The 22944-nt window shown below is 33.9% G+C and carries 20 protein-coding genes; 8 read left to right on the top strand and 12 right to left on the bottom strand.

The window, feature by feature from the left end; genetic code table 11:
- Positions 1 to 55 precede the first annotated feature (55 nt).
- From VGE71_RS20770 to VGE71_RS20785, 4 genes are all read right to left on the bottom strand, one after another.
- Positions 56 to 397 (bottom strand): helix-turn-helix transcriptional regulator, encoded by a 342-nt coding sequence (locus VGE71_RS20770; RefSeq protein WP_331140022.1) that lies wholly within the window; start codon positions 395 to 397, stop codon positions 56 to 58.
- Between the two features lie 128 nt (positions 398 to 525).
- Positions 526 to 1581 carry a hypothetical protein gene (locus VGE71_RS20775; protein WP_331140023.1) on the bottom strand — a complete coding sequence of 352 codons (1056 nt, stop codon included), beginning with the start codon at positions 1579 to 1581 and terminating at the stop codon, positions 526 to 528.
- A gap of 28 nt (positions 1582 to 1609) precedes the next feature.
- Complete coding sequence (locus VGE71_RS20780; RefSeq protein ID WP_331140024.1) at positions 1610 to 2653, bottom strand: hypothetical protein; 1044 nt, start codon at positions 2651 to 2653, stop codon at positions 1610 to 1612.
- 43 nt (positions 2654 to 2696) lie between these two features.
- Complete coding sequence (locus tag VGE71_RS20785) at positions 2697 to 3761, bottom strand: hypothetical protein (RefSeq protein WP_331140025.1); 1065 nt, start codon at positions 3759 to 3761, stop codon at positions 2697 to 2699.
- A 299-nt stretch (positions 3762 to 4060) separates the two neighbouring features.
- Between VGE71_RS20785 and VGE71_RS20790 the strand changes: the two genes are divergently transcribed.
- Positions 4061 to 4429, top strand: coding sequence for a helix-turn-helix domain-containing protein (locus VGE71_RS20790; protein WP_331140026.1), 369 nt, complete (start codon positions 4061 to 4063; stop codon positions 4427 to 4429).
- A 254-nt stretch (positions 4430 to 4683) separates the two neighbouring features.
- Here the strand turns inward: VGE71_RS20790 and VGE71_RS20795 are convergent, their stop codons facing one another.
- The 3 genes from VGE71_RS20795 to rnpA all read right to left on the bottom strand — a co-directional run bounded on the left by VGE71_RS20795 (position 4684) and on the right by rnpA (position 7632).
- Positions 4684 to 6321, bottom strand: coding sequence for a S41 family peptidase (locus VGE71_RS20795; RefSeq protein ID WP_331140027.1), 1638 nt, complete (start codon positions 6319 to 6321; stop codon positions 4684 to 4686).
- Positions 6322 to 6323: 2 nt separating this feature from the next.
- Positions 6324 to 7157 (bottom strand): DUF4349 domain-containing protein, encoded by an 834-nt coding sequence (locus VGE71_RS20800; RefSeq protein WP_331140028.1) that lies wholly within the window; start codon positions 7155 to 7157, stop codon positions 6324 to 6326.
- A 70-nt stretch (positions 7158 to 7227) separates the two neighbouring features.
- Complete coding sequence (gene rnpA, locus VGE71_RS20805; protein WP_331140029.1) at positions 7228 to 7632, bottom strand: ribonuclease P protein component; 405 nt, start codon at positions 7630 to 7632, stop codon at positions 7228 to 7230.
- A gap of 125 nt (positions 7633 to 7757) precedes the next feature.
- Between rnpA and VGE71_RS20810 the strand changes: the two genes are divergently transcribed.
- From VGE71_RS20810 to VGE71_RS20820, 3 genes are all read left to right on the top strand, one after another.
- Positions 7758 to 8504 (top strand): lysophospholipid acyltransferase family protein, encoded by a 747-nt coding sequence (locus VGE71_RS20810; RefSeq protein WP_331140030.1) that lies wholly within the window; start codon positions 7758 to 7760, stop codon positions 8502 to 8504.
- A gap of 45 nt (positions 8505 to 8549) precedes the next feature.
- Entirely contained in the window at positions 8550 to 9542 is a 993-nt protein-coding gene (locus tag VGE71_RS20815) for an acyl-ACP desaturase (protein WP_331140031.1), read from the top strand.
- A 157-nt stretch (positions 9543 to 9699) separates the two neighbouring features.
- Complete coding sequence (locus tag VGE71_RS20820) at positions 9700 to 10353, top strand: HD domain-containing protein (RefSeq protein ID WP_331140032.1); 654 nt, start codon at positions 9700 to 9702, stop codon at positions 10351 to 10353.
- Between the two features lie 588 nt (positions 10354 to 10941).
- Here the strand turns inward: VGE71_RS20820 and feoB are convergent.
- The 3 genes from feoB to VGE71_RS20840 form a co-directional block, all read right to left on the bottom strand.
- A complete protein-coding gene (gene feoB / locus VGE71_RS20830; RefSeq protein WP_331140033.1) occupies positions 10942 to 13041 on the bottom strand; it encodes a ferrous iron transport protein B in 2100 nt (699 codons plus the stop codon).
- Positions 13041 to 13280, bottom strand: coding sequence for a FeoA family protein (locus tag VGE71_RS20835; RefSeq protein ID WP_144216515.1), 240 nt, complete (start codon positions 13278 to 13280; stop codon positions 13041 to 13043). The genes feoB and VGE71_RS20835 overlap by 1 nt, the downstream gene beginning before the upstream one ends.
- A 103-nt stretch (positions 13281 to 13383) precedes the next feature.
- Positions 13384 to 14049 carry an SCO family protein gene (locus VGE71_RS20840; RefSeq protein ID WP_331140034.1) on the bottom strand — a complete coding sequence of 222 codons (666 nt, stop codon included), beginning with the start codon at positions 14047 to 14049 and terminating at the stop codon, positions 13384 to 13386.
- Positions 14050 to 14277: 228 nt separating this feature from the next.
- Between VGE71_RS20840 and VGE71_RS20845 the strand changes: the two genes are divergently transcribed.
- Entirely contained in the window at positions 14278 to 16335 is a 2058-nt protein-coding gene (locus VGE71_RS20845; protein WP_331140035.1) for a M13 family metallopeptidase, read from the top strand.
- A 167-nt stretch (positions 16336 to 16502) separates the two neighbouring features.
- Complete coding sequence (locus VGE71_RS20850; protein ID WP_331140036.1) at positions 16503 to 18563, top strand: M13 family metallopeptidase; 2061 nt, start codon at positions 16503 to 16505, stop codon at positions 18561 to 18563.
- A gap of 220 nt (positions 18564 to 18783) precedes the next feature.
- Here VGE71_RS20850 and VGE71_RS20855 read toward each other — a convergent pair whose 3' ends face one another.
- Positions 18784 to 19176, bottom strand: a complete 393-nt coding sequence (locus VGE71_RS20855) for a c-type cytochrome (protein WP_331140037.1) — start codon at positions 19174 to 19176, stop codon at positions 18784 to 18786.
- Between the two features lies 1 nt (position 19177).
- Positions 19178 to 20170 (bottom strand): porphobilinogen synthase, encoded by a 993-nt coding sequence (gene hemB / locus VGE71_RS20860; RefSeq protein ID WP_144216523.1) that lies wholly within the window; start codon positions 20168 to 20170, stop codon positions 19178 to 19180.
- A gap of 244 nt (positions 20171 to 20414) precedes the next feature.
- Between hemB and VGE71_RS20865 the strand changes: the two genes are divergently transcribed.
- Both VGE71_RS20865 and VGE71_RS20870 read left to right on the top strand, forming a co-directional pair.
- Positions 20415 to 21047, top strand: coding sequence for a hypothetical protein (locus tag VGE71_RS20865; RefSeq protein ID WP_331140038.1), 633 nt, complete (start codon positions 20415 to 20417; stop codon positions 21045 to 21047).
- A 3-nt stretch (positions 21048 to 21050) separates the two neighbouring features.
- Positions 21051 to 22907, top strand: coding sequence for a hypothetical protein (locus VGE71_RS20870; protein WP_331140039.1), 1857 nt, complete (start codon positions 21051 to 21053; stop codon positions 22905 to 22907).
- Positions 22908 to 22944: the final 37 nt, after the last annotated feature.

Consider the following 22944-nt stretch of genomic DNA (forward strand, 5'->3'; position numbering starts at 1 on the left):
GACTATAGTTTAAAAAACTTTGTGTCTTTGCGTCTTTGTGGCAAGAACTTTATAATTAAGAATTTAGATTTTTCTTTTTAAGCTGTTTTAGCTTTTCTTTTAATGCTTTATTTTCTTTTTTTAAAAGTTCTATGTGTTCTAGTATAAAATGCGGAATAGTAAATTGTAGCATTTTTGGAACTTCGTTTTTAGGATCTGTGTCGGGATCTGGTTCGTAGATTTCTTCTTTGTTGACTCCAAGTTCTTTGGCAATTTTTTGCCATTCGAGTTCTGTTATTTTCTTATGGCCGTTTTCGCGACGGCTGTAGTTAGACTGCGTCATGCCAATTAAATCTGCGAGTTCCTCTTGAGAAATACCTTTGGCCAAACGGGCATTGGTTAGTTTTACCTTACTCATTTTTGATTTCGTTTAAGAGTTAATAAATTGACTTTTCAAAACTTTTAGCACTATGCTTAGTTTCCTTTTTTGAAACTAAAAAAACAAACCTTTGCCATATCTCAAATGAGAAGCAAAGGTTTGTTATGTTAATCTATAGCTTTCCAACTGATATTATTTTCTCCTGAAGATCCACCAAAACCTCGAAGTTGTCCAGATCCTCCAACTGCGCTATATACATTAGCCATAAAATAATAATTTTTATTAGCTCCTGACGTATTATTTATGATTATTGAACCTGTTAATATATTGAAAGGGCTGTTTGGAGGTAATACTCCGCTAGCAATTTTTCCACCAATTAGATCAGCAGAATAATTTAAAGTAGTGTTGCTGTCACTAAAGGATGTATTTACCCACCAACTTTCTGTTGGAGTAGTCCAATATGTTCCATTTACAACATCTTTATTTATGAGCATAGTTATAGATAATAACCATTTACCAGCAGGTAAAGTTATTGTTGTTCCTGTATTATACCATTTGTTTAGTTGATTATAAGATATATATGCCCCAGCTCCGAAATTTTGAGCAAAGAAAACGTCAAGCGTTTGTGCTTTCCACGTTCCAACGCCATTGGCATCCGAAGTTAATATAAAGTTGTTTCCTTCAGTTCCATCTTTTAATTGAATGGCACCAGTCGTTGTTCCATTGTTAAGGATGACTTTAGGGTTAGTTCCTCCTGTTGGAACTGTAGTTGTTCCCAAGAGTAATTTTCCTGCCGAGGTGACCCTTAATCTTTCCGTATTATTAGTTCGAATTGGAAAATCTACGGCATCTGTAGTTCCAATAAAATTACTTGTAGTAGTATTCGCATTTCCTTGTAATCCCCATCCAGTTGTTTGTATCATTTTCCAAGAAGTACCATCATTGCTATATTCACCTGGCTTAACTTGAGTTGTGCCGCTTCCTGCGGTAGCAGTATTGTATATGTGCATACCTGCAACATTTGTACTTAAAGGTAAAGAACTGGTTGTACTGATTAAGGAAACTTGAGGCAATAACAATCCCTTAGAACTTGTACCATTTGTATTATTTAAATCTAGTACAGCATCTTTGTTTGGATTATTATTAGGAACACCGATTTGTGCATATGTATTGCTTAATGTTAGATATGCTAATATTAAGGCAGTTTTAAATATTTTTTTCATTTTTTCTTTTATACAGTTTTGAACTACATTAATTGATTCTTTGTACCATAAAACCATTTTCAGCCCATCCTCCTCCAAAATTAGAGAGCGTACCAGTTGCGTTTACAGAATCAATGTCTCCCGCAACGTAGTAATAGGTTTTATTTGCTCCACTTGTATTGTTTATAATTACTGTTCCAGTTAATAATGCATAAAATGAATTGGAAGGAAGTAAACCACTAATTAGAGTTGATCTCGATACAATATCTGGAGATACAGCAATAATAGCGCTGTTGTCACTAAATGAAGTCCTTACCCACCAGGTTTCATTTGCTGCTGTCCAACTTCTTTTCGACAGTAATGTGTTAACTGTAACCATCCATTTTCCTGTTGGTAATACTATGCTTGTGTTCGTATAGACCCAACGTGGTGTGTTGGTCGCTGGCAAACTAATTCCTGCTGATGATGGATCTATGAATAAAACTTCTACAGCTTGATCTTTCCAGCTTCCTACTCCATTTGCATCGGAAATCAAAACACGTTTAGTGCTCTCTGTGCCATCTTTTATTTGAATCGCTCCTTTTGTCGTTCCATTATTAATAATCATTCGGCTATTTGTTCCTCCTGTGGGGGTTACGGTACTTCCTATTAATAATTGTCCAGCACTAGTTACTCTCATTCTTTCAGTATTATTGGTACGTACAGGAAAGTCAACAGTGGTAGTATTACCAATAAAATTTGCAGTTACATCTGTTGCTCCTGTACCTGTGATTTCCCAATCTGCTGATACTTCTGTCCATTTGGTGCCATCGTTGTAATACATTCCTGGTATCACTCGTGTTGCACCACTTCCAGCTGTTGCGGTGTTATATACTTTCATGCCTTGTACATGGGCAGTCATTGGCAAGGGACTATTGGTTGCTGTTAAGGCGACTTTGGGTAATAAAAGCCCTTTAGTATTAGTACCATCTGTTTTATTTAAATCTAATACTGCATCTTTATTAGGATTATTGGTCATCATTCCAACTTGAGCATTTATATTAGATATGCTTAACAGAAAAATTATCATTACTATTTTTAATATTCTTTTCATTTTTATTTACGTGTTTCCCACTAACTAAATAATTGTTAGGTTATTAATAAATTCGTTGATAGGTAATTTTGTTTTCACTTACATTTCCATCCCCAATCCAAACACCTCCTCCAGTGGTATTAATAGAATCAAATGAACCAGCTACATAATAATAAGTTTTGTTTGTAGTACTACTATTAGTTATTACTACATTTCCTTTTATCATAGCAAATTGACTGCTTCCAGGAAGCAAACCACTTATAAAATAGGATGTTGATGTAATATCAGTAGAATGTAATGTACCTACAGCAGGATTAGGAGTGTCCATAAACGTAGAACGTACCCACCAAGTTTCATTTACAGCTGTAGGGCCAGTATCTTTGATAAGTAATATATCAGCTGAGATTAGCCATTTGCCAGGAGGAAGACTTATAGAATTTCCTGTATAATACCAAACGCTTGTGTTAGCTGAAGAACTTGGAAGGTAAGTTCCACTTCCCATAGTGAGTATTTTAGTGTTTTCACTAACTGGTGGCTCCCATGAAGCTACTCCATTAACATCAGAAGTTAATACTTTTCCATTTGCTTGTGATCCATCTACAATTTGTAAAGCTCCAGCTGTAGTATTATTGTTTACAATAAGTTTAGCATTAGTTCCACCTGTTGGTATCGTATTTGTACCCACTAGCATATTTCCAGTTTTAGTAATACGTACTTGTTCTGTATTATTGGTTTTAAAAGCAAGATCTACAGCGTCTGTTGTTCCTAAGAAATTAGAAGTTGTGTTTCCTGCATTCCCTGTAATGTTCCAAGGAGATGTTGGCATACGAAGCCATTTTGTTCCGTCATTGTAATATTCTCCTGGGCTTACAGCATTTCCAGCTGTACCCACAGTAGCTGTATTATAAACATACATACCTGCAACATGGGTAGAAAGTGGCGATGCATTATTTGCTCCTGTTAAAGCAACTTTTGGTAACAACAATCCTTTATCGTTGGTACCATCTGTTTTATTTAAATCTAAAACCGAATTTTTATTGGGATTATTAGTTGGCATACCAACTTGTGCATGAGTTTTTATCGTTCCCAAACTCACTAACATCAAACTCATTGTAATATACTTTTTCATAAATCTTGAAATTTTGGCAAAATTATCAGATAAGTAAGTTTTTTCTCATGCGTTTTTATGCGAATTTTATCGCATAAGAAAAAAGACTAGTAAAATGGAGGGCTTGTAAGTAGATTGATGATCTCTTTACGAGGATATTTTTTGAATTTGGAAATTCCAGAGTGCGTATAAGAAGGTTAAAGTGCAAACTATTGTATGCTAATAGTTTTAAAACGATACCTTTGCTTTTTTGCTCATTGAGCTAAACAAATGTATAAACATTTTGTTTACATGTTGGGTTTTTTACACAAAATGTTTATGTGTTGAAGGGAATGATGGATAAATTGACAATAATTAATAAAATAATAAAGCATTACGATTTTAAGAGCGATGTTGCTTTTGCCAGACATATTGGAGTTTCTGCTCAGGTTGTTTCAAATTGGAAGTCTAGAAATACGTATGATGCAGAGTTAATCTACTCACATTTTTCAGATTTAAATCCAGAATGGATTCTAACTGGAAAAGGAAATATGCTTAAGGAGATAACAGATGAAACTGAAATAGGTATTTGGGAGGATGTCTTCAATTACAAAGATCTATACGAAGAAGCAAAATATACTATAAAACTGCAAAAAAAGTATATTAAGAATCTGGAACTGCAACTCAATAAGAATGATAACAATCTCTAAAATCAGAAACTGTAATCTGCATTTTTTAGAATAAAGTTTTGTTTGGAAGAAATTTGTCTTTTAATGACATTTTAAAAACTTCTGTTGGATGCTTTTAGAAATAATCTAGTGTTTCTTTGTGAAAGGTTTAAGGAATTTCTCACTTTTCACAATTCATAGTTTAAAAACTACTAATTTTTTCTAACCAAAACCATTGTATTTTTGAAGCCGTTTAATTTTCTCTAAACGGCTTTTTTTATGTCTTTAAGACGCTACTACATTTTTAAAATGGTTTTGTATTCGGTCTGGTTGTTTAATACGCTAACCGCTCTTTTAATTTCTGAATTGTTTTTAATGTAAAACTGATATAAACCTTCCTGATACTGATATCTTTTAATCAGCTCTTCCTGAATCATACTTTTGATTTCTTTTTGGTTTTTATCCAGTAAAGTAGTTTCACTTTTTTCTAAAGCGGCCAATAACTGCTGATATTCAGGAGCAATAGTTTCGTCTATTTTTTCATTTTTAGCTGCAGCTAAAGTATTTTTTAAAGCGATTTCTGTTTCGGTATCAAAAGTGATTTTATTGGTTTTTAGATATTGTTTAAAAGCTACATAATCTGCATCAGTTATGACTGGAATTTTATCTCCCAAGTTTGGGTTTTTGTAATAGTATGTTGTGGCATAGTCAAAAACGCCATCATTTTTGATCAAAGCTGTAGCAATGGCACTCGTTTTGGTTTCGTCCAGTTCGATATCTGGTAAAACACCACCACCGTCATAAACGGTTCTGCCTTTTCTGGTTTTAAAAGCATTGAAGTTTTTAGCATCTGTTTTCTGAGCCACGCCATTTTTGTCTTTATGCGCATAATCCAAAGCTTGAATACATCTTCCCGAAGGAGTATAATATCTGGAAATAGTCACTTTTAATTGAGTTCCGTAAGTTAAATCAACAGAACGCTGTACCAAACCTTTTCCAAAACTTCTGCTTCCTAAAATAACAGCGCGATCCAAATCCTGCAAAGCGCCCGAAACAATTTCAGAAGCCGAAGCACTTCTTCCGTTTACTAAAATCGCCAATGGAATTTGTGTGTCAACTGGTTCTTTTTGTGTTTTATAAGTATTGTTGTGTTTTTCAATTCGCGATTTAGTCGTTACGATTACTTCATTCTTCGGAACAAATAAATTACAGATATCAATTGCTTCGTTTAGTAAACCTCCAGGATTTCCGCGTAAATCTAAAACGATTTGTTTGGCTCCGTCTGCTTTTAGTTTTTCAAGGGCTTCTTTTACCTCATTCGCAGCTTTTCTGCTAAAATGGGCCAAAACAATATAACCTGTTTTGTCATCAATTTTTCCGTAAAAAGGAACCGATTTAATATCTACTTCATCCAAAACCAAAACGGTAGTGTTCGGTTTTCCTTGACGAAGGTATTTAATATTGATTTTAGTGTTTTTTGTTCCTTTCAATAATTGCGAAGCGTCATCTTTAAAATCGGCAATTAAAACGTCACCAATCTGAATGATTTCGTCACCTGCTTTAAGTCCGGCTTTGTCGGCAGGATAATCTTTATAAGGTTCACGAACAATTAGACGGTCTTTTTTTCTGGAAATCAAAGCGCCAATTCCGGTATATTCTCCCGTATTGTTGATTTTGAAGTTGACAACATCCTGCTCATTAAAATAAACCGTATACGGATCCAGACTTGCCAACATGCTTTTAATCGCTTTGTCCATCAAATCACCAGGATTGGTATCGTCTACATAATTGGTATTTACAGCTTTAAACAAAGTCGTAAAAATTTCGATCTGTTTGGCAATTTCAAAAAAATCTTCTTTAAAACTGGTTCCAACAAACAACATTCCCGCCGCAGCGACTGGTATAATAAATTTCTTTTTGAAATACGGATACATGATTATTCTTTTTTTCTTCTTTTAAATCTTCTTCTAATAAAATAGGCTAGTACAAAAAATATAATAACAAAAGGCCAAACGCTAATTAACGAAATTAAAAAGTCTGATAAACTAAAAAATCCTGATTTAACAGCAGTCCAAAGTTTGGAACCGTATGATATTTTAACACCTTCTTTTTCGGCAACGGTTTTGTAGAATTCTATGGTAATTGTACTTTCAGAAACACGACTTTCTAAATATTTCAGCTGGCCTTCTTTGGCTTCGATTTCTTCGCGAATGGCAGAAATCTGTTTTTCAATGTCTAAAATCTCACTGACTTTAGTGGCTTTCTGTAAAATTTGAAGATAACGTTCTTCGAGTTTTTTCTTTGTTTTTAATCTTGATGTTAGATCGATAAATTGTTCGGTAACATCTTCTGCAGAAATATTTTTGACTTCAAAATAAGAAACTCCTTTAGAAACGTCGCTTATAAAACGGTCAAAATTCTGGCTTGGTACTTTTACGATAATATTTCTGTAAGCATTACTATAATCTTTTCCTTCAGAATCGTTTATTATTCTAGCTTTATTACTCTCAACGGCTTTTTGAATTTGATTGAAAGTATTTTCAAGATTATCAGTTTCAAATCTTAGAGAAGCTTGTTTAATTATTTTTTGCGGAATTTCTGGTGAAGATTCACTTTTATCCTCATCTTTTCGATTTGAATTGCTCGCGCCAGGTGGTGGAGGCGCAACCATTACAGCACTTACTGCAAGATCTTTGCTGTCCGGTTCGTTAGATTTATTACAGCCAGAGAGAATTAGAAAAAAAACGAACAAAGAAAAAATAGACCTCATAAAATTTCGATTTAGAGCTAAAACTACGATTTTTTTGCCTAAGTTGATTATTAATCTTACGTTTTGGGATTTACGATTCTGTTTTATTTTCAGAATCTTCCGTTTTGTTGATTTGAAGTGAAAATTTCTCAAACAACTGAATCATTTTGGTATTGATTTCTTCGTAAGACAAACGGTCTTTGGTCTGATAAAAAAGCATAATCGAATATGGCTGATCCAGATTGTCCAAAAGCAAATGTTTGTTCAATCGATAGGTTTCTCTCAAGACTCTTTTAAAGTAATTGCGATCAACGGCTTTCTTAAAATATTTCTTCGAAACCGAAACGCCAATCTTGGTTTGTTCTTCTGAATTTGCTTCCGCCTGACGATAAACCAAACGAAGCGGATATTTAGAAACCGATTTTCCTTCAGAAAACAGTAATCCAATAGTAGTTTTGCTTTTTAAACGCTCGTTTTTAGGGTATGTAAAGTTCATTTAATTCAGAAAAAATTTGCAAATTTTGGTACAAAGGTACAATTAAACCAGAAAAACGGTTATTGTTTTCAATTTTAATAAGTCTAAAAATATATTTACTACTTTTGCGCATTAATTTTTGAAGCATGGAAAAAATTATTTCTTATCCCATATCGGTAATTTACTATTTATTATTTGGTTTGTGTTTGGCTGTTTTTCATCCAATTCAGTGGATTTGTTTAAATATATTTGGTTACCAGGCTCACAAAAAAAGCGTTGACTATTTAAACTTCTGCCTTTTAAGATGTACGAATCTTGTTGGAACTAGATATACGATTGAAAATAGAGATACTATTCCGAAAGGCGTGCCGATTATTTTTGTGGCAAATCACCAAAGTATGTACGATATCGTGGCAATGATTTGGTATTTTAGACGTTTTCATTGTAAATTTGTAAGTAAGAAGGAGTTAGGCAGCGGAATTCCGAGCGTTTCATACAATCTGAAACACGGAGGATCTGTCTTAATTGACCGAAAAGACCCTAAACAAGCGATACCAGTTATCAAAGGCTTGTCTGAATATATCGAAAAAAACACAAGATCTGCCGTTATTTTCCCAGAAGGAACAAGAAGTAAAACGGGTAAACCAAAAGAATTCGCTCAAAGCGGTTTAAAAATTTTATGCAAATATGCGCCATCTGCATATGTTGTGCCTGTGAGTATTAATAATTCATGGAAAATGGTAAAATTTGGTTTTTTTCCTGTTGGTTTAGGAAATCATCTGAAGTTTACAGCTCACAAACCTTTAGCTGTCAAAGACTATAAATTTGAAGAGCTGATGGAGATTACTGAGAAAGCAGTTAAAGAAGGAATAAATGAGTATAAACAGGTTTAAGTTTTGGTCCGAGCTAAAATGTAAAACCCAAATCTATAATAAGTAATGTCTATAAAAAACATTAGATTAGAAGTAATGCAGTTTTTGGAAAAAAACGTGGATAGCTTCGTTGAACAGTATTTAATTCCAGTGGAAAAAATTTGGCAGCCGTCGGATTTTTTACCAAATTCTGAAGGAGAAAATTTCTTCGAAGAGGTAAAAGAATTACGCGAAATTGCTAAAGAACTTCCATACGATTTCTGGGTTACGCTTGTTGGTGACACGATCACCGAAGAAGCTTTGCCTACATATGAGTCCTGGTTGATGGATGTAGAAGGAGTAGATCAGGTAGAAAATGGTGGTAATGGTTGGTCTAAATGGATCCGTCAATGGACCGGAGAAGAAAACCGCCACGGAGATCTTTTAAATAAATACTTGTATTTGTCTGGTCGTGTAAACATGCGTGAAATCGAAATGACAACACAGCATTTAATCAACGACGGTTTTGATATTGGAACTGGAACTGATCCGTACAAAAACTTTGTATATACTAGTTTTCAGGAATTAGCAACTTATGTTTCTCACAATAGAGTTTCGCAAATTGCAAAGAAATTCGGAGATAACAAGTTGTCTAAAATGTGTAAAATGATTGCAGGAGACGAAATGCGTCATCACCATGCCTACAGCGAATTTGTAACTAGAATTTTCCAAGTTGACCCAAGCGAAATGATGTTGGCGTTTCAATATATGATGAAACAAAAAATCGTTATGCCAGCGCACTTCTTGAGAGAATCTGGACAAAAAATAAGTACAGCTTTTGAACAATTCTCAGATTCTGCACAACGCATCGGAGTTTATACAGCAACAGATTACGTAGAAATCATGCAGAAATTAATGAACAAATGGGAAATTGACAAAATTTCTAATTTGACTGATGAAGCAGAAAAAGCTCGTGATTACTTAATGAAATTACCGGCACGTATGGCAAAAATCTCTGAAAGAATTGTGATTCCTAAAGAATCTCACATCTTTAAATGGGTAGAGCCAGCGAGACTTTAATAAATTTTAGATTTTAGATTTCAGATTTTAGATTTTTAAATTGGAGTTTGGAATTTAGTTTTTGAAGTTTTAAAAAAATATATTTGTTGATTGTTGAAGATTTTCGAATCTTTGACAATCAACATTTTTTTATAACATATAATTAAAAAATGCCTTTATGAACGCTTCAGAGTTGATTATTAAAACCATTGCTTTTGTAAAAGAGAAACTAAACGATGCCGAAGGCGGACACGATTGGTTTCATATTGAACGTGTTTATAAAAATGCGCTTTTAATTGCAAAAGATACCAATTGTGATCTTACGGTTGTACAATTAGGCGCTTTATTGCATGATATTGCCGATAGCAAATTTCATAATGGAGATGAAACTATCGGACCAAAAACAGCAAGAGCGTTTTTAGAGGCCGAAAATGTTTCAGAGGAGATTATCCTTCATGTTGTCAATATCATTGAAAATATCTCTTATAAAGGCGGAAATTTCGAAAGAAAGTTCTCTTCAATCGAATTGGATATTGTACAAGATGCTGATCGCTTAGATGCAATCGGTGCGATTGGTGTTGCAAGAGCTTTTAATTACGGCGGATTTAAGAACAGAGCTTTGTATAATCCGGAAATTGCTCCAGTAACCAATATGACAAAAGAAGAGTATAAAAAGAATAATGCGCCAACGATAAATCATTTTTACGAAAAACTTTTGCTTTTAAAAGATAAAATGAATACCGAAAAAGGAAAAGAAATCGCTGCCGAAAGACATCGTTTTATGGAAACTTTCCTTGCTCAGTTTTATGCAGAATGGGAAGGATTGAAATAGTTTTCAGTTACAGTTCTCAGTCTTGTTACTAAGAGTATAAATAAAAAACGGCTCTTATCTAGAGTCGTTTTACATTTGTAATCAATCCATAAACTGGAACATTTGTGTAAATCTATAATTTAGATTTTATAAGACACATTATTCCGAAAGCGCATAAAAATCCAAAAGAAAACCAAAGCAACCTTGTTACTCTATTGTTTCTAATCATCTCCTCTTTTTCAAATTTTGTCATTTTGAATGTATTTTTAGTGCTTCAAAAATAATTTGTACAATAGTTAAAAAATACCCTTAAATGTCTTAAAACCATTAGAATAAGACATTTTTTTTGCTAGTTATAAAGTGTTTTTTTGTGTATAACTAAAAAGAAAAAGCTTCACAAAGATTTTAAAAATCTCTGTGAAGCTTTTGTTTATATAATCTTAGCGACTTAGAATCTTAGCAACTTAGTAGCTAAAATTAAGAACATCCACAATCAGTTCCGTTACCACAATCTTTTTTCTTTTTCGATTTAAAGAAAAACTTTTTAATCAAAAAGGCGACAGCGAATCCTAATATGGCAAAGGCTATAATTTCCTGAAACATAACTTTTTATTTTAAAACTTGATACGCAATTAATGCGGCAAAATAAGCTAATCCGCTCATGAAAACTAACTGCATAGCAGGCCATTTCCACGAATTGGTTTCTTTTTTGGTAATCGCTAATGTACTGGCACATTGCATCGCAAAGGCATAAAACAGTAATAACGAAATTCCTGTGGCAAAGTCAAAGACTTTTTTTCCAGTATCGGGACGAACTTCTGCCTGCATTTTGCTTTTTATGGTCGATTCGTTATCGGTGTCTCCAACACTGTAAATAGTCGCCAGAGTTCCAACAAAAACTTCACGTGCTGCAAAAGAACTGATTAAGGCAATTCCGATTTTCCAGTCATAACCCAAAGGCTGAATCGCTGGTTCTATTGCTCTTCCCATTAATCCGATATATGAATTCTCTAATTTTTGAGAATTCACTTCGTTTTCAAACTGAGTTTCGTCTAGAGTGGTATTGGCAAATCTTTCTTTTACAATATTTTCAGCATCATTAAATTCTTTTCCTGGACCATAAGAAGCCAAAAACCACAAAATAACAGATATTGCTAAAATGATTTTTCCAGCTCCAGCGATAAATGCTTTCGTTTTTTCAATCACATTAATACCAACATTTTTGAAAAGTGGCATTTTATAACTTGGCATTTCGACTACGAAATACGTTTTAGATTCTAGTTTTAAAACTTTATTCAAAATATAAGCAGACAAAATCGCTGCAAAAAATCCTAAAACGTATAATGACATTAAAGTTAATCCTTGAACATTTAGAAAACCAAGAACTCGTTTGCTCGGAACAACCAGCGAAATGATAATTGCATAAACGGGTAATCTTGCCGAACAAGTCGTAAATGGCGTTACTAAGATCGTAATAAGGCGTTCTTTCCAGTTCTCGATATTTCGTGTTGCCATAATAGCCGGAATCGCACAAGCAGTTCCAGAAATCAAAGGCACAACACTTTTTCCTGAAAGTCCGAATCGGCGCATGATTTTATCCATTAAAAAAACCACACGGCTCATATAACCGCTTTCTTCCAAAATAGAAATGAATAAGAACAATACCGCAATTTGAGGAATGAAAATAACAACTCCACCAATTCCCGGAATAATTCCCTGTGAAAGTAAATCGGTTAGAATTCCGCTTGGTAATTCTTCAGCAACCCAGCTGCTTAAAGAAGCAAAAGTACTGTCGATGAAATCCATCGGAATGGTTGACCAACTAAAAATCGATTGGAAAATCAAAAACAAAATCGCAAAGAAAATAACGTAACCAAAAACCTTATGCGTTAAAACGCGGTCTAATTTGGCACGAATATCTTTTGCCATCGAAGCATCAATTTTTAAACCTTCTTTTAAAACATCATTGATAAACTGATATCTTTTGATGGTTTCTTTTTGTTGAAGTCGTTTTAACTCTGAATTTGATTTAGTAAAAGTACTTCTGACTTCATTTCGGTCTAAATTCGAAAAATTAACATCCTGAGTGATAACCAGCCACAATTTGTACATTAACTGATTTGGAAAAGCTTGTTTTAATCTTTCAAAATATTCAGGATCAATTACAGATGCATTTAAACAAGGTTCGTTTGTGATGGTTTTATAAGAAACAATCAGCTCTTTCAACTCCTCGATTCCATGACCTTTACGTGAGCTAACCAAAGCAATTTTTGTTTTCAGCTTTTCTTCCAAAAAAGGAATATCCAAAGAAATTCCCTTTCTTTCCATTTGATCAGACATATTGATGACCAAAATAGTCGGAATTTCAAGATCTTTAATCTGAGTATAAATCAGTAAATTTCTTTTTAGGTTTTCGACATCGGTAACGACTACGGCAACATCTGGATATAATTTATCGTTTTTGTTTAATAAAAGTTCAATTACCACACTTTCGTCCATCGAACTGGCGTTCAAACTATAAGTTCCTGGTAAATCCAGAATGTTAGCTTTGACGTTGTTGGGTAATTTGCAGAATCCCATTTTTTTCTCAACAGTGATTCCAGGGTAATTTCCAACTTGTTGATTAAGACCAGTCAGTTGGTTAAAAACAGAAGTTTTTCCGGTATTAGGATTTCCGATAAGGGCAACATTGATATTCTGAACGCTCATTATAAATTGTTTTGGATAAGTTCAACTTCAATTTCACGAGCGGTTTCAATACGAATGGCAACATGCGAACCGTTTATGTCTAAATACAACGGATCACCAAAAGGAGCAACTTGTAGTAGTTCAACTAAGCTGCCCGGAAGACAACCCATTTCTAATAATTTAAGTGGAATAAGATCGATATCAAAATCTTTGATAATGGCTTTCTCGCCTTTTTTCAGAGTGTGGATTGTATTTTGCAAGCTTATTTAGATTGAATTTAGATTGCAAAAATAGGTAATTATTCTATATATACTGGCATTTTGTGCTTACACAAATGCTAAAACTTTCTAAAAATAAGGGATTTTACTCCTGAGAAAGGAAATCGATGTCTTCTAAAAGACGTTTCATGTCTTCTTTATTTGTTCCGTCATAAAATCCTCTAACGCGACGTTTTTGATCAACCAAAACAAAATTCTCGGTATGAACCATATCATAAAGCTGATCTGGTCTTCCTAATTTTACAGCCAGATAGGATTTTCTAGCCATCGTATAAATTTCTTTTTTATCTCCAGTAACCAAATTCCATTTGCTATCTACAACATGATGTTTTATGGCATATTCTTTTAAAACCGAAACACTGTCGACTTCTGGAAATACAGTATGTGACAACAACATTACTTTTGGATTATTCAAAACCGCTTTTTGAACTTCTTCCAGATTAGTTGTCATTTTTGGACAAATCGAACCACAAGTTGTAAAGAAGAAATCGGCAACATAAATTTTTCCTTCGTAATTTTTCTGGGTAATGGTATCACCATTTTGGTTTACAAAAGAAAAATCGGCAATAGTATGGTATTTACTTTTATACTGAACGGTACTATCAACTAATTCAGGATTTACATCAGCAGGATTGTAGATTGGAAGTGTCTTTTTAGGTTTTAATGCCGAATAAAACAAAGATATCGTAACAACCGAAAATACTATTAAAACAATAAAGAATTTGCGGTATTTGTATAAAAGCGATTTCATAAAAATAATTTGGCGCAAAAATACAAAAAGCAGATTTTAAAAACTTTACTGTATTATTTTTTTAACAGGCTTTTGTAACATTTTTAGCGGACTTACAGACTAAGTATAATAGTTTTAAATTCTGATTTGTGAAATTTATTCATGATTTTAAATTTCCGGTTATAATTTTAACATAATTTTTGAAATAATAACAATATGTTTGTATTTTCCCTTAAACTATAAATTTTTATGAAAAAACAATTTGCTAAACCTGTGTTTGGTGTGATATCTGCAATGTTTTCGCTAACAGCAGTTCAGGCTCAAAATGCCCCAAAAGAACCAGGTATTAATGTATCTTATATGGATACGAAAGTCAGCCCAAGTCAGGATTTTTTCAAATATGTAAACGGTACATGGCTAGAAAAAACAGAAATTCCAAGCGATCGTACAACTTGGGGAAGCTTTAATGAACTGATCAAAAGAACGGATAAAGATGTAATGGCGGTTTTAAAAGAAGCTTCTAAAAACCCAAAATATAAATCTAATACTGATCAGGGAAAAGCCGTAAATTTATTCAACACTTATCTGGATACAATTGGAAGAGATAAAAGAGGAATTGAACCATTAAAACCTTACCTGAAAAAAATCGATGCTATTAAAAATGTTGCTGATGTTCAGAAATATTTAATAGAAATGGAAAAAGAGGGTGGTTCAGGTTTCTTCGGAATTTACATTGGAGCAGATGATAAAAACAGCTCAAAAAATTCTGTAAACCTTGTGCCAAGCGGACTAGGACTTCCTGATAAAGATTACTACACTTCAGACGATAAAGATTCTAAAGAAAAACGTGCTAAATATGAATTGCATATAGCGAGAATGCTTCAGTTTATTGGAGAATCTCCTGAAAAAGCAAAACAAAGCGCTGCTGAGATTTTGGCATTAGAAACACAATTATCTACACCAAGATTAAACAGAGTAGAAAGAAGAGACAGCCGTTTACAATATAACCCAATGACAATTGCTGATATTCAAAAATTAACTCCAGCAATTAAATGGAATGAATATTTTACTGGTTTAGGAATTACTAAAGTAGATTCTGTAATTGTTTCTGAACCTAAATATATGACAGCACTACAAACCGTTTTTAAAGAAAACAAGGTAAACCAGTGGAAAGAATATTTGAAATGGGATTTACTAAACGGAGCTTCAGGACAATTAACAACGGCTATTGATAATGCTCGTTTTGACTTTTACAGCAAAACTTTGAGAGGAGCAATCAAACAACTTCCTGCTGAAGAAAGAGCACTTAACTTGGTTAACGGAACTGTTGGTGAAGCTTTAGGAAAATTATATGTAGAAAAATTATTTCCTGCTGAAGCAAAAGAGAAAGCCTATAAAATGATTCAGAATGTGATTTTGGCTTACAAAAACAGAATCAATGCACTAACTTGGATGTCGCCTGAAACAAAAGTAAAAGCGATTGAAAAGCTGAACAAAATCTCTATCAAAATCGGTTATCCAGATAAATGGAAAGACTATTCTGCTTTAACGATAAAAAGTACTGCTGAAGGAGGAACTTATTTTGATAACATGAAAAACTTAGCAAAATGGGGATTCCAAGAAAGTATTGATAAACTGAAAAAACCAGTTGATAAAACAGAATGGGGAATGTCGCCACAAACTGTAAATGCTTATTACAATCCGTCTTATAACGAAATTGTATTCCCAGCTGCGATTTTACAGCCGCCTTTCTACAATTATCAGGCAGACGAAGCCGTTAATTATGGTGGAATTGGAGCTGTAATCGGACACGAGATTTCTCACGGATTTGATGATTCGGGAGCACGTTATAATGCAGAAGGAAACTTGGTAGACTGGTGGACAGAAAATGATTTGAAACAATTTACAGCTTTAGGAACTGCTTTGGCAGACCAATACAGCGCACTTGAGCCACTTCCAGGAGTTCATGTTGATGGTCATTTTACTTTAGGTGAAAATATTGGAGATTTAGGTGGTATCAATGCGGCGTACGACGGATTACAATTGTATTTGAAACAAAACGGAAATCCTGGTTTGATCGACGGATTTACACCAGAACAACGTTTCTTTATTTCTTGGGCGACAGTTTGGAGAACAAAATCAAGAGACGAAGCAATCAAAAATCAGGTAAAAACCGATCCGCACTCTCCAGGAATGTACAGAGCTTATGTGCCAATCCAAAATGTTGATGCTTTCTACAAAGCTTTCGATATTAAAAAAGGAGATAAAATGTATGTTGAGCCAGAGAAACGAGTTAAAATCTGGTAATCAAAATAATAGAATACTTAAAACGGCGCTGATTCAGCGCCGTTTTTATTTGTCTGAAATGCTATAAATTCAAGACTTATTCTTACAAAATATTTATTCGAAAATTTTAACACAGAATTAAAAATAATAACAATATGTTTGTAAATATACTAAAACACTAAATAAAAATGACTAAAAAGCTTTCTAAACCTATGTTTTGTGTGGTTTGTGCAATGTTTTCGTTGACAGCAGCCGAAGCACAAAATGAAAAACCAAAGGAGCCTGGAATTAATATTTCTTACATGGATCCTAAAGTTAGTGCAAGTCAGGATTTTTTCCGTTATGTAAACGGAACCTGGTTAGACAAAACGGAAATTCCAAGTGACCGTAATTCTTGGGGAAGTTTTAATGAACTTCGTCAAAAAACGGATAACGATGCTCTTGCTATTTTAAAAGCAGCATCAAAAGATCCAAAGTACAAATCAAATACAGATCAGGGTAAAGCCATTGCTTTATTCAATACCATTTTGGATACTGTTGGAAGAAATAAAAGAGGAGTTGCACCACTTCAGCCTTATTTAAAGAAAATTGATGCCATTAAAAATGTAGCTGATCTTCAAAATTACATAACTGAAATGCAACTTTCTGGCGGATCAGGTTTCTTTGGAGTTTATGTTGGAGCTGATGCTAAAAATAGTAATAAAAATTCTGTAACCTTAAGCCCAGGAACTTTAGGATTGTCTGATAAAGATTATTACAATTCTGATGATAAAGATTCTAAAGAAAAACGTGAAAAGTATGAAGTTCATGTTGCCCGAATGATGCAGTATATTGGAGAATCTCCAGCGAAAGCAAAAGAAAGTGCTAAACAAATCGTGGCTTTAGAAATCGAAATGTCGGCTCCAAGACTGGATCGTGTGGAGAGAAGAGACAGAAGAAAACAATACAATCCGACAGCAGTTGCCGATTTGAAAAAGAATACACCTTCAATTCAATGGGAAAAATATTTCTCAGGAATCGGAATGACAAAATTAGATACGGTAAATGTAGCGCAGCCTCGTTACATGATCGCTTTAGAAAAAACGTTTACAGAAAAGAAAGTAGAAGCTTGGAAAGAGTATTTGAAATGGTCTTTATTAAACAAAGCAGCTTCAACTTTAACCACAGATATTGAAAATGCCAACTTTGATTTCTATGGAAAAACATTAACAGGAGCTTTAAAACAGCGTCCTCGCGAAGAAGTAGCTTTACAAGTAATCAACGGAGCAACTGGAGAAGCTTTAGGGAAATTATATGTAGAAAAATTATTTCCAGCTGAAGCTAAAGCCAAAGCCAAAGATATGATTGCAAATGTAATGTTGGCTTATGAAAACAGAATCAACGCTTTGCCATGGATGTCGAAAGAAACAAAAGTTAAAGCAATCGAGAAACTGAATAAGTTGACTGTTAAGATTGGATATCCAGACAAATGGAAAGATTATTCAAAATTAGAACTTAAGAATGTAAATGAAGGCGGTACTTATTTTGATAATATGAAAAATTTAGCAAAATGGGCTTACGCTGAAAATCTTGCAAAACTTGGAAAACCAGTTGATAAAACAGAGTGGGGAATGTCTCCACAAACCGTTAACGCTTATTTCAATCCTTCATATAATGAAATTGTATTCCCAGCGGCCATCTTACAACCACCTTTTTATAATTACCAAGCTGACGAAGCCGTTAATTATGGTGGAATCGGAGCCGTAATTGGTCATGAAATCTCTCATGGTTTTGACGATTCTGGAGCTCGTTACAATGCTGACGGAAACTTAGTGGATTGGTGGACTCCAGAAGATTTAAAACAATTTACAGCCCTTGGTGGTCAATTGGCAGCGCAATACAGCGCATTGGAACCACTTCCTGGAATTTTTGTAGATGGTAAATTTACATTAGGTGAAAATATAGGAGATTTAGGCGGAACTAACGCAGCTTATGACGGTTTGCAATTGTATCTAAAAAAACACGGAAACCCAGGTTTGATCGATGGATTAACACCAGAACAAAGATTCTTTATTTCGTGGGCAACAGTTTGGAGAACAAAATCTCGAGACGAAGCAATTAAAAGTCAGGTGAAAACAGATCCGCACTCTCCAGGAATGTACAGAGCGGTTGTGCCAATCAAAAACTTAGACTCTTTTTATGATGCCTTTGGAATTAAAAAAGGAGATCCAATGTATTTGGAACCAGATAAACGAGTTAAAATTTGGTAGTCAATTTTAAGAATGAAAAAGGGGCGGTTTCTAAAGTGAACTGCCCCTTTTTAATTTTTCTGTTTATAATTTGTGATATCAGGTATCATTCCGTAGGAATGTTTCGTCGGTAGTAAAGATATTGAAGTCACATTTGTTTACGTTCCATAGGAACGTTTGATTTTAATATAAATTTTAGTCATATAGTCTACCAAACATTTCTAGGAAACATAGTATACAATTATTTCAATTGACTATAAATGTAAGCTTCAATTGCTTTTAATTCTTCATCAGACATGGCTTGCGTGATGGCAAAATTGGTTTTCATCACCGCAAACTGACTTGGATCTACGATTGGTTCTGCGTTTCCTTTTAAGAAAGTGACCATATCACCTTTTTGATCTTTATATATCTTAGCAATTTCTTTAATGCTAGGTCCAATTACTTTTTGATCTGGCTGATGGCAGGCAAAACAATTTCCGGTTCCTTCAAAAAGTTCTTTTCCTAATTCTTCAGGAGTTTTCGCTTTCGCTGATTCGCCTTCAGAAACCGATTCCGTTGTTGTCGTTTCAGCACCTTCTTTTTTGCAAGAAGCAAAAGCTAAAACAGCCGCTAAAAATAAAACCTTTTTCATCTTATTTCTTTAAAAGAATTGCCGCTTCTTTAGCAAAATAAGTAGAAATAAGATTGGCACCTGCACGTTTAATGCACATTAATTGTTCCATCATAATTTTGTCATTATCTAGCCAGCCTCTTTCAGATGCTGCTTTAATCATGGCATATTCTCCAGAAACCTGATAAACCGTTACAGGAACATTTACCGTGTTTTTGATCTCGCGAACAATATCCAAATAAGCAATTCCAGGTTTTACCATCACCATATCTGCGCCTTCTTCTACATCAGACAAAGCTTCTTTAATAGCTTCAATGCGGTTGGCATAATCCATTTGGTAGGTTTTTTTATCTTTCGGAATATCGGTTGTGTCAACTGGAGCAGAATCCAAAGCATCTCTAAACGGGCCATAAAAAGCCGAAGCATATTTAGCAGAATAACTCATAATTCCAACATTTTGAAATCCTGCAGCATCCAAACCTTCGCGAAGGCGTAGAACACGCCCGTCCATCATATCACTTGGTGCAACAAAATCGGCACCGGCTTCTGCGTGAGAAACTGCCATTTTTACTAAAGCATCAACAGTGCTGTCGTTTTCTACATCGCCATTTGTTATAATTCCGTCGTGACCATAAATAGAATAAGGATCTAAAGCTACGTCAGGCATCACAATCATTTCTGGACAAGCCGCTTTTATGGCACGAATAGCTTGTTGCATTAATCCGTTTGGATTCCAAGCTTCTTTTCCAGTATTGTCTTTTAGGTTTTCGCTCACTTTTACATAAATGTTAACCGCGCGAATTCCTAAATCAAAAAGTTCTTTTACTTCTTCAACCGTTAAATCTATAGATCTTCTAAAAATTCCCGGCATTGATGGAATTTCGACTTTTACATTTTCGCCTTCAGCAATAAACATTGGAAACATAAAATCCGATGGACTTAAACTGGTTTCACGTACTAAAGAACGAATGGATTCATTTACTCTTAATCTTCTGCCTCTTTGTAATGGGAACATATCATTTTAGATTTTAGATTTTAGAATTCAGATTTATAAATCGTGGTTTCTAAAACCGTAGTTGTTTTTTTATTTTTTTTTGAAGTTGTGTTACTTTTTACAAGCGGTGCAAAGTTACTGAAAAAGGAACAAAATAAGGCGTTTAGCTCGTAACAGAATCCGTTAATATTATCTAAAAATTTGATTTTTTATATTGAATTTGATCAAAATAGGTTTTTAGAATTTTTCCGTCTAAATTTGTAATATGAAGAAAATTCTCGCTTTATTTTGCTGTCTGTTCTTAACAAGTTGTTTTGAGATTACAGAAAGAATCAAACATCACGATGATCAAAGTGGTGAATATACTTTGATGATCGATTTTTCGAAGTCTTGGTTTAAAACCAAATCGGCTATTTGGCTGGAAGAAGTTGACGGAGTCAAAATTCCGAACGAACAGGAAATCACTCAAAAACTGGAAGACTTTAAAACAAAAGCTTTAAAAATTGATGGAATTTCAAATGTCAGTACTAAAACCGATTTTCAAAATTATGTTTTCATCATCAAACTCAATTACGCGAATTTGAAAGCTTTAAACGCTGTGGTCAATACGATAAACAATCAGCGCGATCAGATTCACTTTAGCGGAAGCGATAAAAATTTCCAACGAATTGCTTCTTATCCCGTTCCAGAAAAAGTGGTAAACGACCCAAAGAAAAAGAAAGATCTCGAAGAAGCCAGCATTATTTCTATTTACACTTTTGACCGAGATATTTTAACTGCTGACAATACGAACAGTAAAATTTCGAAAAACAAAAAAACCGTTTTTTTAAAACAAAGCATGTACAGCGTTTTAAAAAAATCGACTTTAATGAATAATTCCATCCAATTAACGCCTTGATTTATGAAGCATTTTTACACCTTAATTTTACTATTCGCCACTTATTTGACTTTTGGACAAAATGTTGCAAAACACGATTATTTTATACAATTCAACGGAAATCAGCTTTCTAAAAAAGTCAGTATTGATGAAGTATTGAATCATCCGATTATCACGAAATACATTAGTAAAAAACCTGATTTTGATCTTCGAAAATATACTTCGATTATTAAAATGGACCAGAAAATTACCATTCACGGGAGCTTTTTAGATAGCGTTCCGTATTATCAATTTACGATTCCAATTCAAAATAAAGAAGCGGTTAGACAATATCTGGTTGAAAAACAAAATGCAAATGGAAAAAACGGTTCGATTGAAGATTTTGGAAAATATGCTGTTTTTACACCAAAAGGAGTAAAAAGATCATTTGTATGGAATGAGAATTATTTGGTTGTTTTTGAATTGACTAAAAAACTTCCTTCTAAATTTTATGATTTTGCCGAAACTTCTGTGGCAATGGATTCTGTTGCAGTTGCAGAACCGTATGAAGAAACAGTAGTTGATGTGCCTGCTTATGGAGTTCCAACAATTGAAAATCCGCCAACAATTGCGGAGCCAGCTTCAAAAAATACAGATCCAATTATATTTGATGATCCAGCTGAAGCTGAAAAAGATTCTTTGTACGATGGAAATCCGTATGAAGAATACACAGTTCAACAAGCAGAGTTTGATAAAAAATTGGCTGAAAGTCAAAAAGAGATTATAAAAAACTTATTTGAAAATGGTTTTATTGCGCCAACTTCTTCCAAAATAAATGAGTCAGCAGATATTTCAACTTGGGTAGATTATGGCGGCGCCATTTCGAGTTTGTATTCGATGTACAATTATCCAATGGCAGTTTTGGGAGGTTTGGATAAATATCTTCCAATGCAGAAAAACTTCGGAAATTTTATAAAAGGTATAAATCTTGATTTTTATTTTGATAATGACAATGCCAGAATTGAAGAACTTGTAGAATATTCTAAAGATATGGCAGAAGTTGTGAGTAAAATAAGCAATAGAAAAATCAACAAAAATATTTTCAATTATTTCCCAGCAACAAAACCTTTGGGATATATGTCGTATCATTTCAATACAAAAGCGACGCTTGAAAACTTTCCGTCTTTAATGGGTGAAATGTTGCAAAGTCCGAAACTGCTAAAAGAAGACATAACGTTAATTACCGATTTAATTTCTACAATTGTGGATGAAGAAGCTACAGCAAAGCTTTTTGATGGCGATTTAAGCGCTTTTTTATACGGAATGAAAGATGTTGAGGTAATGACCAAAAAATATGGTTATGATGAGAATTATGAAGAAAAAATAACAGAGGAAAAAGTGAAGAAATCAGTCCCTTTGTTTTCTGTGATTTTTACTTCGACGCATCCGACATTTGGAGACAAACTTTTGCAATTGGGCGTTCGTAAAAAGCTATTATCGCAAAATGGCGATTATTACCAGATTTTGGGCGCGAAAGAATATGGAGATCTTTTTATTTTGAAAGACAAAGATGTTGTAGTTGTTGCGAATACAAAAGATTATTTTAGAACAGGAAATGGTTCTTTTGTTGGTGATGCTAAGAAAGTTTTAGGAAAAAACAGCATCTATGGAAAGCTGGATATTGCACAAACAGTAAAATCTTTTGGTAAAAATGCGAAACAAGACGATTTAGTTCGAATCAATAGAATTACAAATCAGTTTTCTGACTTTGCAATAGAGTCACCAAAAAAACTAATTGACAATAAATTTAAGTTTGTCTTTAAATTAAACTCTTCGCAATCGAATAAAAACATCATTTTACAAACATTAGATTTAGCTGATGAAATGATGGCTTCAAAATAAGAGTCGAGTTAAAAAAGTAAATCCCCGAAATTGAAGT

It is taken from the genome of Flavobacterium sp., from assembly GCF_036405015.1.
Lineage (GTDB): Bacteria > Bacteroidota > Bacteroidia > Flavobacteriales > Flavobacteriaceae > Flavobacterium.

Bases quoted from the DNA above. Each gene is read 5' to 3' on its own strand.
- VGE71_RS20820 (WP_331140032.1), top strand. From the start codon at position 9,700: ATGAACGCTTCAGAGTTGATTATTAAAACCATTGCTTTTGTAAAAGAG.
- feoB (WP_331140033.1), bottom strand. From the start codon at position 13,041: ATGAGCGTTCAGAATATCAATGTTGCCCTTATCGGAAATCCTAATACC.
- VGE71_RS20800 (WP_331140028.1), bottom strand. From the start codon at position 7,157: ATGAGGTCTATTTTTTCTTTGTTCGTTTTTTTTCTAATTCTCTCTGGC.
- VGE71_RS20855 (WP_331140037.1), bottom strand. From the start codon at position 19,176: ATGAAAAAGGTTTTATTTTTAGCGGCTGTTTTAGCTTTTGCTTCTTGC.
- VGE71_RS20795 (WP_331140027.1), bottom strand. From the start codon at position 6,321: ATGTATCCGTATTTCAAAAAGAAATTTATTATACCAGTCGCTGCGGCG.
- VGE71_RS20870 (WP_331140039.1), top strand. From the start codon at position 21,051: ATGAAGCATTTTTACACCTTAATTTTACTATTCGCCACTTATTTGACT.
- VGE71_RS20815 (WP_331140031.1), top strand. From the start codon at position 8,550: ATGTCTATAAAAAACATTAGATTAGAAGTAATGCAGTTTTTGGAAAAA.
- VGE71_RS20845 (WP_331140035.1), top strand. From the start codon at position 14,278: ATGAAAAAACAATTTGCTAAACCTGTGTTTGGTGTGATATCTGCAATG.
- VGE71_RS20840 (WP_331140034.1), bottom strand. From the start codon at position 14,049: ATGAAATCGCTTTTATACAAATACCGCAAATTCTTTATTGTTTTAATA.
- VGE71_RS20865 (WP_331140038.1), top strand. From the start codon at position 20,415: ATGAAGAAAATTCTCGCTTTATTTTGCTGTCTGTTCTTAACAAGTTGT.
- rnpA (WP_331140029.1), bottom strand. From the start codon at position 7,632: ATGAACTTTACATACCCTAAAAACGAGCGTTTAAAAAGCAAAACTACT.
- hemB (WP_144216523.1), bottom strand. From the start codon at position 20,170: ATGTTCCCATTACAAAGAGGCAGAAGATTAAGAGTAAATGAATCCATT.
- VGE71_RS20785 (WP_331140025.1), bottom strand. From the start codon at position 3,761: ATGAAAAAGTATATTACAATGAGTTTGATGTTAGTGAGTTTGGGAACG.
- VGE71_RS20780 (WP_331140024.1), bottom strand. From the start codon at position 2,653: ATGAAAAGAATATTAAAAATAGTAATGATAATTTTTCTGTTAAGCATA.
- VGE71_RS20850 (WP_331140036.1), top strand. From the start codon at position 16,503: ATGACTAAAAAGCTTTCTAAACCTATGTTTTGTGTGGTTTGTGCAATG.
- VGE71_RS20810 (WP_331140030.1), top strand. From the start codon at position 7,758: ATGGAAAAAATTATTTCTTATCCCATATCGGTAATTTACTATTTATTA.
- VGE71_RS20770 (WP_331140022.1), bottom strand. From the start codon at position 397: ATGAGTAAGGTAAAACTAACCAATGCCCGTTTGGCCAAAGGTATTTCT.
- VGE71_RS20775 (WP_331140023.1), bottom strand. From the start codon at position 1,581: ATGAAAAAAATATTTAAAACTGCCTTAATATTAGCATATCTAACATTA.